General features: G+C 41.9%; 11 protein-coding genes. 6 read left to right on the top strand and 5 right to left on the bottom strand.

The window, feature by feature from the left end; translation table 11 throughout:
* Window positions 1-73: 73 nt before the first annotated feature.
* A complete protein-coding gene (locus C900_RS08595; RefSeq protein ID WP_009579361.1) occupies window positions 74-652 on the bottom strand; it encodes a UpxY family transcription antiterminator in 579 nt (192 codons plus the stop codon).
* Window positions 653-2,245: 1,593 nt separating this feature from the next.
* Here C900_RS08595 and C900_RS08590 point away from each other — a divergent pair.
* The 4 genes from C900_RS08590 to C900_RS08575 all read left to right on the top strand — a co-directional run bounded on the left by C900_RS08590 (window position 2,246) and on the right by C900_RS08575 (window position 5,377).
* Entirely contained in the window at window positions 2,246-3,079 is an 834-nt protein-coding gene (locus C900_RS08590; RefSeq protein WP_009579359.1) for an AraC family transcriptional regulator, read from the top strand.
* 78 nt (window positions 3,080-3,157) lie between these two features.
* Window positions 3,158-3,631 (top strand): hypothetical protein, encoded by a 474-nt coding sequence (locus tag C900_RS08585; RefSeq protein ID WP_009579358.1) that lies wholly within the window; start codon window positions 3,158-3,160, stop codon window positions 3,629-3,631.
* A 1-nt stretch (window position 3,632) separates the two neighbouring features.
* Entirely contained in the window at window positions 3,633-4,106 is a 474-nt protein-coding gene (locus C900_RS08580) for a DoxX family protein (RefSeq protein WP_009579357.1), read from the top strand.
* Entirely contained in the window at window positions 4,106-5,377 is a 1,272-nt protein-coding gene (locus C900_RS08575; RefSeq protein ID WP_009579356.1) for an APC family permease, read from the top strand. Before C900_RS08580 ends, C900_RS08575 begins: the two co-directional genes overlap by 1 nt.
* Window positions 5,378-5,594: 217 nt before the next feature.
* On the opposite strand, the gene C900_RS08570 is transcribed toward C900_RS08575, so the two are convergent.
* Both C900_RS08570 and C900_RS08565 read right to left on the bottom strand, forming a co-directional pair.
* The gene (locus tag C900_RS08570; RefSeq protein WP_009579355.1) at window positions 5,595-7,259 is read right to left on the bottom strand and encodes a cation:proton antiporter; all 1,665 of its coding nucleotides are present in this window, start codon (window positions 7,257-7,259) and stop codon (window positions 5,595-5,597) included.
* Window positions 7,256-8,077 carry a universal stress protein gene (locus C900_RS08565; RefSeq protein WP_009579354.1) on the bottom strand — a complete coding sequence of 274 codons (822 nt, stop codon included), beginning with the start codon at window positions 8,075-8,077 and terminating at the stop codon, window positions 7,256-7,258. The genes C900_RS08570 and C900_RS08565 overlap by 4 nt, the downstream gene beginning before the upstream one ends.
* A gap of 203 nt (window positions 8,078-8,280) precedes the next feature.
* Here C900_RS08565 and C900_RS29185 point away from each other — a divergent pair, with 203 nt between their 5' ends.
* Window positions 8,281-8,502 (top strand): TrkA C-terminal domain-containing protein, encoded by a 222-nt coding sequence (locus C900_RS29185; protein WP_083867459.1) that lies wholly within the window; start codon window positions 8,281-8,283, stop codon window positions 8,500-8,502.
* Between the two features lie 156 nt (window positions 8,503-8,658).
* On the opposite strand, the gene C900_RS08560 is transcribed toward C900_RS29185, so the two are convergent.
* Entirely contained in the window at window positions 8,659-11,376 is a 2,718-nt protein-coding gene (locus C900_RS08560) for a cation-translocating P-type ATPase (protein WP_009579352.1), read from the bottom strand.
* A gap of 336 nt (window positions 11,377-11,712) precedes the next feature.
* On the bottom strand, window positions 11,713-12,201 hold the full coding sequence (locus C900_RS08555; RefSeq protein WP_040496204.1) for a DUF2243 domain-containing protein: 489 nt from the start codon (window positions 12,199-12,201) through the stop codon (window positions 11,713-11,715).
* Between the two features lie 105 nt (window positions 12,202-12,306).
* On the opposite strand from C900_RS08555, the gene C900_RS29800 reads away from it, so the two are divergent.
* Window positions 12,307-12,456: a hypothetical protein gene (locus tag C900_RS29800; RefSeq protein ID WP_157493952.1), complete on the top strand. Its 150-nt coding sequence runs from the start codon at window positions 12,307-12,309 to the stop codon at window positions 12,454-12,456.
* Window positions 12,457-13,069: the final 613 nt, after the last annotated feature.

Here is a 13,069-nt window from a genome sequence, read left to right as displayed (position 1 = left end):
CCATGCGATGGAGGCTGTCTATTGGGCATAGACAACTGCAGGCAAGCCTTTGCGGTCGCTTATTTGCGGGGCATTATGCCGCATGTCCAAATTTGTGCTTCTTCCTGATCTGGTTCTTACAAATATCAATGAAGACCGTCTGATTAATTTCCTTGAGGCGGATACCAAATTTAGTTTTAGATTGTTGTTCCAAAAGTACGCCTTCATAACCTGCCAGCGGTCCGCTTATGATCTGCACCTTTTCTCCTTTACTAAAATTGGGCTCCACTGATACTTCTTGATTTAGATCCAGCATCCTTTTAATACCCTCAATACACTTTCGATTAACCTTTGAGGGCTTACCTCCACAGTGTATAAACGTTGCCACTTTGCGTGTCTGACATATTTTATGCAATTGACTTTCTTCGGTATTGACAAAGATGTAGCTCGGAAAGAGTACCTGATCTATCACCTTTCTCTGACGGTTGTTCCAGACCCTTAGTGTTTTTGTTATAGGTAAAAAGACATCATAACCCTGCATTAACAGGTCCTTCTGAACAACCTTTTCAGCTCTTGGTGCAGTGTAAAAGATATACCAGTTGGTTTTTGGGTCAGGCTCTGATAAATCATTGCCAACATCCGGTTGGGATGTGGTTCTTTTAGTATTAGGCATGTCTGTTGGTTTTAGGGGTTGAATAATTGATACAGCTTCGCCTGGTCAATTAGCATGCTCGCATTTGACTAAAGATCTGAAACCAAGGAAGCAGAATTAAACAGATGAGGTTACATCTGCTATAGTATTACTAATAAGTAATTTGCGCTTCAATATTAGGGTTATTTCATACTTTTCCAAACCCCTATTGAAATATTATCAATTAAGTATAATACATAATATATGATTAATAAATTGATAATAAATGCATCATTTCTATAGGTAAATAGAAATTAAAAGCACCACCTTACTCTTTGGGTTTCGGGTCGGGCTTCTGACAAATACATATCTGTTTGAGAATCTGGTTGGCTGGCTTAGGCATAGTTTTAGTTATTAGGTTGAATATTCGATACAGCTTCGCCTGGTCAATTAGCAAACCTGCATTTGACTAAAAAATATTTAATTCAGAAAGAGAATTTTACAGGATGATAATACACCCTGTTTGTAACTTTACTGTTAAGTAATTTCAAATTCTACATCAAAATTTGTTTTCCCAAATCTTTAGAAGAGACATAACCTAAGCCGGTATTTGGCTTGATCCAAAACTTTATAAATTCCTTAGAAATTCTCTGCAATTGCCCTTAACGTACTACGCTAGAGGCTTTGCAGTCTCGGAATTTGTGTAGGAAGTATGTGTTAAAAACAGAAAGAGTAACACTACAGCAGGTTTCAAGGTCAACATTCAATACTCTAAAGTTGGTTTAAACAAAATAACTTCAACAAAAATGAAAATATTATTAACCTGAGTCTCATTGTTTTACACCTAAAACTTACATGGGTGCGATAAAAAAACTACTAATTGTTTTTAGCAGGAACTTATGACTCTCCCACTTTTTCAATTCAGCCATCAAATCTCTCGATAGGCATGCTATGTAAGGCTGAATTGTTGAGATTTATGCAAACGTTACCAATAGAAAAACATTATCCCTGTATTTTATCTTTTATTTTCATTTGTAGGATACAAACGTAGAGGTTTAGATGAAGTTATCAGACAAATTTGGTGGCATCATGGCCTTATCAATATTACAACATTCTGGAATTCATTGAAAAAGGATAATTGAACTTACGATTTTCTGACCATAGAGTGGGTCTCTCTGCTTTAATGGCAGAAAATAATGCTGTACCCATTTCAAGGAATTCAAAACTTATTTATACATCTTCAGATAATTTCAGAAAAATATTACATGATGTTATAACATACGTGTTTCAACACATAGTTGCAGTAAAAAATTCAAAAAATTACAAACACGAACAAACAGGAACAAACAGGAATCAAATGAAGATAAACACGAATAATAGGGCAATTTAATTCGTGTCTCTAAGAAACGTCAATGTTTGCGTTAGGCTTGTCCCAAAAATACTCTTCCCCCGGAATGAGATCCGAAAAGTTCAGACCATGCTTTGCGTTTTTTGGTCTTAGAGTTGGAATGATGTATCGCACCTGAGGGGATATCGACTTCACAACCATATAGCTGTCTGTGAATAAAACTGAATCATATGAAACAATTCACAAAAACGTGTAAATTCATCATTTACCCTCTACTTTATTGCAAAATGAAGCCGGAAATCCAAACCAAGAATAAGATCGAAGATGAAAATGGCATTAAGGTAGCTACCTTTCGAAAGAATATCCGAACGACCACACCCCATAAGCACAACAGCTATTTTGAGATTATTTACATTTCTAAAGGTAGCGGTCATCATTCCATAGATGGTGTTCAGTTTCGCATTGACCCTCCGGTATTGTTCTTTGTCAGAAAGGAGCAGGTACATCATTGGGCGTTGCAATCGGAACCGGAGGGGTATGTTTTGATCATCAAAAACAGCTTTGTCCGAAATAGCCTCGATAAGGAACTGGGGGCGTTAATAGCGAGGCTGAGCACACAATCGGCTCTAAAGGTCACCAGTCCTGCATGTATTGATTCTTTATTTAAACTGCTTACAGAAGAGATGAAGATCAGCTTAGAAGAAAACATTCGGGTGGTAGAGGGGTTGCTGAAGGCGCTTCTGGCAAAGATCTTAATGGTAACTCGCCCGCATTTGCAGCATGTGAAAGGAACCTCACCAGCTTTCAACGCATTCCTTGAGCTACTATTGCAGGAAAGGAACTTGATGAACAGTGTTGCGCACTATGCCAGACTTCTGCACGTTACACCACAAAACCTGAACAGCATTTGCAGGAAAGCTGTCAACCATTCAGCGTCTGATATTATTGCAGATCTGATTGTTAATGAGGCAAAACGACTGCTAATCTACACAGACAAAACGATCGGGGAAGTTGCCTTTGAGCTTAATTTCAAAGACCCGTCACATTTTGTGAAGTACTTTAAGCGGCTAAGCGGCCAAACGCCAAAATCTTATCGTGAAAAAGAGCGTCTCGTACCATAAATTTTTCAAATATACCATTCAATCTCATGTTCATTGTACCATTTTTGCAATGGAAGCTATTCCATCAACGCTTAAAAAATGAACAAATTACTACCGGTTATATTCATCTTTCTTCTAACATCGTGTGCTAATGGCGGTGAACAGGCTCAGGGGAGCTGGATAAAGGGGAGCAAAGGTGAACAAATAGAAGCTGTCGAAAGGCAGTTCAGAGGGTTTGATGTGGCCATGGTTGAAACGGGCTACCGCTACCAGGAACTATATTGGGCCGGCAAAGACGAGAACTGGAAGTATGCTGATTACCAGGTGGATAAGCTGCGAAAGACCATAGAAAATGGCCTGGAAAGAAGGCCCAAACGAGCCGGGTCGGCTGAACATTTTCTAAATATCGCTTTACCTGAAATGAAGCAGGCTATTCAGAAACGGGACACTGCCGTTTTCAATAAGAGTTTTAACATGCTCACGATCAACTGTAATAGTTGCCATGCCATGGAAAAGGCACCGCACTTTATAGTAAAAGAACCACTTTACAGGCAATCGCCCATTAGAAAGTAATATGATGAAGAAGTTTTTATATACGGATTCCTCGCAAACCACCATACTCATCCGCCTGATGGTAGGTGCAGTATTCTTATCTGAAGGCCTTCAGAAGTTTCTATACCCGGCAATGCTCGGGGCAGGTCGCTTTGAAAAGATGGGCTTTCCGTCTGCTGATTTCTTTGCTGCGTTTGTGGGTTCTTTTGAGATCCTGTCAGGACTGCTGATCCTTATCGGTTTTATTACGCGTGGCGCTGCCATAGCCATGCTCATCAATATGACTGTGGCCATAGTTGTCACGAAAATACCGATCGCTTTTGGAGAAAGTTTTGGTCCGTTTGTGCTTCGTGACCTTAAAACGTATGGTTTCTGGAGTATGGCCCATGAGATGCGCACGGACTTTTCCATGTGGCTGGGCAGTCTTTTTCTCTTCATCAAAGGAGGCGGTGATTGGTCAGTAGATAGGGCAATTCAAATTAAAAACAGGTTATAGTGAAAGAAGAAAACGTTGCAAAAGATCATCTGAAACGAGATTTACGCTTACTCGATGCTGTAGGAGTCGGGCTGGGAGCGGTTATCGGGGCTGGTATTTTTGTGGTAACAGGAGTAGCTGCCGGTGTTGCTGGTCCTGCCTTCCTGGTAGGACTGGTCATTGCTGGATTTGCCGCTACTTTCAATGGGTTAAGTTCAGCGCAATTAGCCGCTATCTATCCGCAGTCTGGTGGAACTTATGAGTACGGTTACCAGGTATTAAATCCCTGGCTCGGGTTTAGTGCCGGATGGATGTTTCTCGCCAGTAAATTATCGGCAGGTGGAGTAGTGGCTATTGGCTTTGGAAGCTATCTTGCGGAATTAATCCCGGGTGTACACCCTAAAATAGCGGCTGTTTGTGCCGCTGTATTTCTTATCATTGCCAACTACTATGGTATCAAGAAAGCTGGGAAATTAAACCTGATCATCGTAAGCATTACCTTATTATCGTTACTTTACTTCATTATTTCAGGAGTTCCTTCTTTCGATACCGCTAATCTAAAGCCTTTTGCACCGGAAGGCTGGACCGGCATAGCACAATCTTCTGCGCTTTTATTCTTTGCGTTTACAGGTTATGCCCGAATTGCCACATTAGGAGAAGAAGTACATAACCCTAAAAAAACCATTCCCAAAGCCGTTATTATTACCCTTGTCTCCTCTATTATTTTATATGCCGGGGTAGCTTTAATAGCCGCAGGAGGTGTTGGAACAGATGTGCTGCATGGTACAAGTTCACCATTAGGAGAGGCAGCGGCTACATTTGAGGTTCGAGGAGTCCTGCAAGTAATTGGTATTGGAGCGGTTACGGCTATGCTGGGGGTATTATTGAGCCAATTGTTTGGCATCAGCCGGATGATGTTCGCTATGGCCAGGAAGAGGGATTTACCCGCTTTCCTCGAAAAGGTGCATCCTAAACATAAAGTACCTCATATTGGAATATTTTTAAGTGGCGGCATTATTATCCTGCTCAGTATCTTCGGAACTTTACAGGTCATTGTATCTGCCGCATCTTTTACTATCCTGTTATATTATAGCATTACCAATATTGCAGCCATAAAAATGCGCAAAGAAAATAAGCTTTACCCTAACTGGATTCCAGTAGCAGGTTTATTGATGTGCCTTTCCATGGCGGCTTTTATTGAAGCCAGAACCATTTTTGCCGGTTTATCTTTGTTAGCATTTGGTTTTGTGTTTCGGCTTGTAATGCAAAAACTTTATACGGCTAAAGGTTAATTAGTGTTTGTAAGAAAACTCTAAGTGGCTTTAAGAAAACGTTCCCGCCAAAGGGCGGGATGAAGTACCAAAAAGCGGAGCGTACTGGGGTACGTGAGCATTTTTGGGACGAGCATAACGCAGACATTGGCGTTTTCTTAGAGACACTAATTAGTTTACAACATGGTTATGTACAACCAGGCGAAGAAGTAATTGGCCGAATAATAGTTGTCCCATACTAATTTTCTTTTGGGATTATATCCTTTAGATAAAAATTATACAAACTATCGGCTATTAGTTGATGAGGCAGAAGTATCTCTGCTAACTCACTTTCGATCAATACTTTCCTGTCAGCGTCATGTCTGGCCATGATATATATTTTACCTGAATAGCCGCGTCTTTCCAATTCCTTAACTAAATGATTGGAAATGTCCATATCAGGAATTGTAACGATCACATATTTGGCATGCTTCAAAGGTATTCGGTCCAGAACTTCAGGGTCTTCCAGATCGCCATACATAATATTTCTTCCTGCCGTTCTTCCTGCTTTTACCACCTGAGGATCAAAATCAACCGCCACATAATCAATCTCAGGATGCCGCTCAAGCAGCTCTGACAATGCACTTCCATAACGTCCGTAACCTACTATGATCACATCCGGCTTCTTCACGGGCACCGACTTGGAATCTAACTCCCGGTACGTTCTTTTTCTTTGAAAGATGCCTAAAACAGGAGACAGGAATTCAAATAACTGGTGAGAATACAGGATGAGATATGTGGATAGTCCTATAGTGATCAAACCTACCAGGGTAATCAGGCCGAGCACCTCCTGACTAATATGCCCCATCTGAAGTCCCAGCCCGGCAAAAATCAGTGAAAACTCACTAATTTGGGCAACAGTAAGGCCAGCCAGGAACGAGGTGCGTTTGCGATAGCCCATGACACCCATTATTATCAGTACAATGAGCGGGTTTCCCACTAAAACAAATCCTGAAAATACCACAGCCGCAGGAATCTGGCTTCCAATAATGCCAAGATTAATATTTACCCCGAGATTAACAAAAAAGAACAGCAACAAAAAGTCTCTGATACTGACCAGGCGACTGCTCACCACATCTCTGAATTCTGATGATGTAAGGCTCACACCTGCCAGGAATGCTCCAACTTCTCCACTAAAACCCAGAGCTTCGCTTAATGCATCGAGACTCACGGCCCACGCAATAGCAAATAATATAAGCAGTTCCGGTAGTTTTGCCAGATAAAAAGTCAACCCCGGGATAATCCATCTCATGGCCATATAAATGAACCCCACCAGCAATACCCCTGAAATAAGTGTTTTTACTGTACTTTGAACCAGTGTTTGTTCCTCCTGTTGCTCCATTCCCGTAAGGACTATCATCAGCAGAATTACCACCAAATCCTGAACTATTAGGAAACCTATGGCAATTTGACCATGAAGAGAATCTATTTCCTTTTTATCGGAAAGCAACTTTACGATTATGATGGTGCTTGAGAAGGTGAGCGCAATAGCAATATAAAAACTGTGTAAGGAGGAGAATCCAAGTCCAATACCAATGAAATATCCAATGACTGATGTGAAGATCACTTGACCCAGACCGGTGATCAAGGCCACTGTTCCGATGGACCGGATAATCTGAAGATCCAGTTTCAGCCCTACGATAAAAAGCAGTATAGCAATACCAATATCGGCAAGAAGCTCTATATTTTCTGTAGATGATACGAGGTCCAGCAGTGATGGGCCCACTAAAATGCCCAAAAAAATAAACATCACTATTAATGGCTGACGTAATATTTTCCCTACAATACCCAGTAAAGCAGCCAGCATTAATATAGCAGCGAATTCGTAAAATGGGTTCTGAAGAAGCGTGATCCACTCTTTCATAGCGGCAAAACTATTAGTGGTATCGAACCATCGTATACGAGTTCATTAACAAAGAACCGTCTGAACAAATGATCCTTAAGAGTGCGTGACCCTTTCTGAACAACTAGCACGGTATCGACCTGTGTAACGCAGTGTGATTTCACCATGGAGAATGCATCCTTTCCATTGTACAGGTGATATGCGGATGTTATATTCTCAGGCAGACGCTGCTGTAGCTTTTTCAGGTATGCCTCTACTTCCGCTTCGTCATCGGCTGAAGTAACAATTGATATCAGTTCAATTTTCACGAGGGAAGGAAGCATAAGCCCAATAAGGCTGGTCAAGGCGTTTTCATTAGCCGGGTACCTATAGTTAACCGCTATGGTCATATGGCGAGGAATCAAGCCGCTAATTTTACCGGGCATGGCAACTGTGATGTAATCTAACTCCTCAATGATCTTTGCTACTGTACTGCCCAGAAAGACCCGTTTCAAAATACCGGTACCCTTTAATCCGGCCATAATCAGGTCATCCGCTCTATCTGCCAACAGATGCGGGAGATAAAACCTTAAAGGTTTGTCTGTAACCTGATATTGAGGCATTAGCTTCCCCGAATTGTACTTCTGTACCAATAGCCTTAATCGGGTCAGTGCATCATTTTTTTCACTGGCCACGATCTGCAGCCTGCTTTCATTATCTGTCATAGCAGGCACTATAGCCGTTATCTGATGTACAAATACCAGATCAAGGTCAAGCTCATTGGCCCAGTTTAGCGCAAATTTGACCAACGGCTCAGAATATGATGAAAAGTCGATAAGGACAATTAATTTTCTTCTCATGCTGCTATTATTAATACTTATTCAACAATGCATAAATATAATGGTTTGCCTTCATGCGAACGAGCAGATTGCCATTACAATTATGAACTCCTCTTCTGCCAGCAACGCTCTTATACAATTTCTCCTCCGCTTCCAGAAAAAGTTAAGCCTAAAACCCCACTGATTTATTTCTATCAGATGGTGTAAAGTCTTCACTTACGGAAATAACCCTCCCAACAGATAATTCCTCCATTGGCAAGAGAATTGTTGAACTGGACTTTCCTAAAACAGCGATAATAGCGATGATCAAAAGAAATGGGAATTTTCTTACTCCAAAAGGTGCAACCGTGCTCGAGCCCCTTGATACCTTGATTGTTTTATCGGAAAATGAAGAGGGTATAGACCTTGTTCACGAATCGTTGAATCTAAATAATAACAAAACATAACAACATATCGCCTTGTGATGCTCAGCATCACAGGGCATTCGTGATCATTTCTTCTATCAGTATTTCATTTCCGGCATCGGTTCGGAGCCTGCCTGATCATCCACGTTACATTATTATTATTATTATTATTACAGACAGCCTGTATCTTATTACCAGTTACATTTCAGATAACTTGCTGTGTAGCAACCTCACCTTAAACTTATGCAGGTTGAGTATTTTCTCAATTCGTACGGCAATCAACATCACAATCCCTAATAAAATTGAAATTAGCATGTCTCCTGTCTTAAGTGGTACAAGCGAAAAGAAATCGTCTAAAAAAGGTACGTAAATAACCGATAGCTGAAGGATTAGCGTAAGCACCGTTACCACGGTAAATAATTTATTCGAAACCGGAGAAAACAGAAAATAGCTTGATGACCTTAGTCCAAACGCATGCCCTATCTGCGTAAAGCCTATGGTAGCAAAGAGCATGGTTTGCCAATAAGTATCTTCAGCCTGAGTCGGATCAAAATAAAAGTAGATAACCCCCAATGCAATAACTCCTATTAAAGTGCCAGTCCATGCTACATGAATTATTGCAGGTCTGTTTAGTATGGGGTCTTTGGTTGACCGGGGTGGTCTGTTCATATTATCTTCTTCTGACGGTTCAACGCCAAGGCCTAACCCCATCAAGCCATCAGTTAGTAAATTAAGCCATAAAAGCTGCATAGGGTTCAGAGCGATCGTTACCCCCAAGATAGGCGCCAAAAGCATCACCAGCACTTTGCCGAGGTTACCCCCTAATGAAAATTTAATGAACCTGATCAGGTTATCAAAAATGCCCCTTCCTTCTTCAACTGCTGTAACTATGGTAGCAAAGTTATCATCTAATAATACCATATCCGAAGCTTCTTTGGATACATCGGTCCCGGTGATGCCCATAGCCACACCAATGTTAGCTTTTTTTAGTGCGGGCGAATCATTGACCCCATCCCCGGTCATGGCTACAATCTCACCCTGGCTTTGCAATGAATTGACAATACGTAATTTATCTTGTGGAGCGACCCTGGCAAATACATTTACTCCTCTTACTTTTTCAAGTAGCTCATCTTCAGACATTTTAGTTAGGTGCTCACCTGTTAAAAATTCCGCACTATCGGTAATCCCCAGTTTTTTAGCAATAGCCATAGCTGTTAGCGGATAATCACCTGTGATCATTACGGGTCGTATCCCTGCGGCAGTACACTTGCTTACAGCCGATTTAACAGCTTCTCTTGGAGGATCCATCAAACCTGCCATACCTACAAAAACTACCTGCTCCTCTAAATGGTGCATACTTTGCACTTGATCAAGAATATCAATTTCGCGATAAGCAAAACCCAATACCCTGATTCCTTTTTCCGCCATCTTATCATGGGCGCTCCTTATACGGCCAACCCATTCGTGAGTGATCTGCTCTACTCCATTTTCCGTTCTTATGTGTGAGGAAAGCCCTATCAAGCTGTCCACTGCTCCTTTCATAAACATAATATATTCACTCTTCAGGTTATAGGCAGAGCAAAGGGGTATGCTTTCTTTCAATTGATGAATGGTGCTCATTCGCCTGCGTGAAGAGTCAATAGGAATCTCCCCAATACGCGGCAGTTGCAGTTCGAGGTCGTGCTTCACCAGACCTGCCTTGACTGCAGCGTCCACCAGCGCTGCTTCCGTTGGTTCTCCAATCACTGTGACCCCATCCTGCTCACAAATTTTGAGCTCTGCATCGTTGCACAACGTCCCTATCATTAAATTAAGCTGAATACTATGCGGGTAGCTTTGGCTTTTTGATGGAAAGTCATGTATTTCTATTCCGGCTGATTCAATTGAGATGACCGTCATTCTGTTTTCCGTCAGAGTACCTGTTTTGTCGGAACAGATCACTGTAACTGACCCTAATGTTTCAACGGCTGGAAGTTTCCGAATAAGTGCGTTTCGCTTTAGCATCCGCTGTGAGCCGAGTGCCAGGGTAATGGTAAGTACGGCAGGTAGTCCTTCCGGTATCACTGCTACCGCCACACTAATACCAACAAGGAACATGTCAACAAATGATTCACCCATCACCACCCCGATCAAGAGCACCAGCAATGCTGCAAGACCACCTGCAATAGCCAGCCATTTGCCTAATTGATCGAGACGATTCTGAAGCGGAGTTCTTACCTTCTGCACTTCCTGGATCATATTGGCAATTTTACCTAGCTCGGTATTCATACCGGTGCGCACCACAACGGCTTTACAACGCCCCAATGTAATGACCGTTCCCATGTAGGCCATATTGACCCTGTCTCCCAACGGAGCGTCAGGCTTAATGACCGCCTGTGCCCTTTTATCTATAGGGTCGGCCTCTCCTGTAAGGGCAGCTTCCTGTATTTTAAGATTTGCCGTCTCAATTATTCTCACATCGGCCGGCACGATGTTTCCTGTCTCCATAACAATGATATCACCAGGCACCAAGTATTTAGCGGCTATTTCCTTAACAGTGCCATCCCGTATAACGCGCACAAAAGGTACAGCTAGCTTTCTTAAGGCAGCCATTGCTTTTTCAGCCCTGTACTCCTGGACAAACCCCAGTACAGCAAATAAGATCACTATCAATAAAATGGAAATTGTTTCTATCTCCTTGCCTAAAAACGCTGAAATTATGGCGGCAATGATCAATATCACCACCATGGTTTCAGTAAATTGCTCAAACAACATTTTCCACGGGTTTTTTCTCTTCCCTTCTTCCAATTCATTTAAACCATATTCATTGGCTCTGGATTCTGATTCCTTGGAAGATAACCCTGTTTTTATCGATGTTTTGAATTTTTCAATTACCGCATCAATGGTTTCGGTATGTATATTTTCGTACAGTTTCATGCCCACAAGTTTATTTCCAATGGTCTCATCGGACTTTCCATCAATGCCTTGCTTTTCAGTTAAGCAGAGTTACTACTTTGGAATAATTTCGTTAAATTTTTCCATTTAATGTAATCTTTTCCATTTAGTTTTTTGAAGCGCTCTTTAGAGTCACTGGTAGTTATTCAAAGGCATATGGCCCAAACAATGTCCACCAATCTACTACCCGTATGAGAAACGTTCGCGTGTATAAAACCGGCCACCGGTTCTGACTTCCCCTACCCCACCATGTTCTGTCTTATAGCCCTTGCGAATATGTAGGTATTGGCTGCAGTATTGCTGCGAAAATGGTCAGTATTATATTGATGCCGGTGCAGGGTTAGTATGAGGTGTGTCCTTTTTACCAGACTTGATCAGGAATAAACCAATAAGGACAAACACAACACCTGATGTAAGAAACAGATAATCGTAAACTGAAACCCCCAGGCGTTCTACTACATGGTGAATGCTTAAAATGTGATGGTCAATTATTCCCTCAACTGCGTTAAAAATACCCCATCCTAAAAATAGGCCTCCCCATAAGGTTCGACCTGACCAAGGACAATCTTTCATTTTTCCAGCTTGCCAGAGCAGCCTAATACCGACCGCTGTAGTTAACCATGTCAGTGCATGAAACAAACCATCCCAAACCATGCTTATCTTCACATTAATGAGTTGGTCTTGAGGAAGTTTAGCGGAAAGCATACTATGAACCTGTAAAATCTGATGAAAAAAAATCCCATCAAAAAATCCACCTAACCCAATCCCGAGTAATGTCCCTGCTGCTATTAAAGGCTTTTTGTTCATATGGATTTGGTTTGCTTTAAAGATGGGTTCGCCTTGTCCTTTTTAGCAGGAATTCCTCCGTGATAAATAAGATATACTATCAACGAAAAAATAATAAAAGGTAAAATGGTAACAAACAAATTAAATGTCAGGTCTGCACCGAAAAGTGAAGCTCTTATTTCTTCTGCAGTTGCAGAATCACAAAAAGGACAAGCATATGCCACAAATGAAAATGTCATAAAAAAAAGCAGGGAAACAGCTTTCATAATCAAATAACATGGTAGGTCAAAAATTGTTCGTTTCGGTTTAGGGAAGGGCCCGACAGCGGTGTGAGTTATGGTGGATCAGACGGAAAAACTGGGGACCTGCTTGTCAAACTTTTGGCCTGCTTTACACCTCACCTATAGCAGGCGGAAACAGCCGAATCGCCCTCTCCTCCCTTCAGTCTTATTGCTTCATATAGAGATAAAAGCACAAAAGACCTGAGCGAACTGCTCTGACCTTTTTTAGTAGCCCGTAGGAAGACCAACCGTTAAGAAATGATCCGGTGGATCATTTTAAGGGAGGGGCCAACCTGCATGGTGAGTCCTGGGAGCGGTGGCGTTCGATTCCCCCACCTTTCAGTTGCTTCAGACAGTAGAAAATAAAAAAGGCCCGAGCAAGTTGCTCAAGCCTGGTTTAGTAGCCCGTAGGAGGACCGACCGTTAAGAAATGATCCGGTGGATCATTTTAGGGAGGGGCCAACCTGCATGGTGAGTCCTGGGAGCGGTGGCGTTCGATTCCCCCACCTTTCAGTTGCTTCAGACAGTAGAAAATAAAAAAGACCCGAGCAAGTTGCTCAAGCCTGGTTTAGTAGCCCGTAGGAGGACCGACCGTTAAGAAATGATCC

The organism is Fulvivirga imtechensis AK7 (genome assembly GCF_000331535.1).
Classification (GTDB): Bacteria; Bacteroidota; Bacteroidia; order Cytophagales; family Cyclobacteriaceae; genus Fulvivirga; species Fulvivirga imtechensis.
The sequence above is the reverse complement of the archived record's forward strand: the minus strand, read 5'-3'. Positions and strand labels throughout refer to the sequence as shown.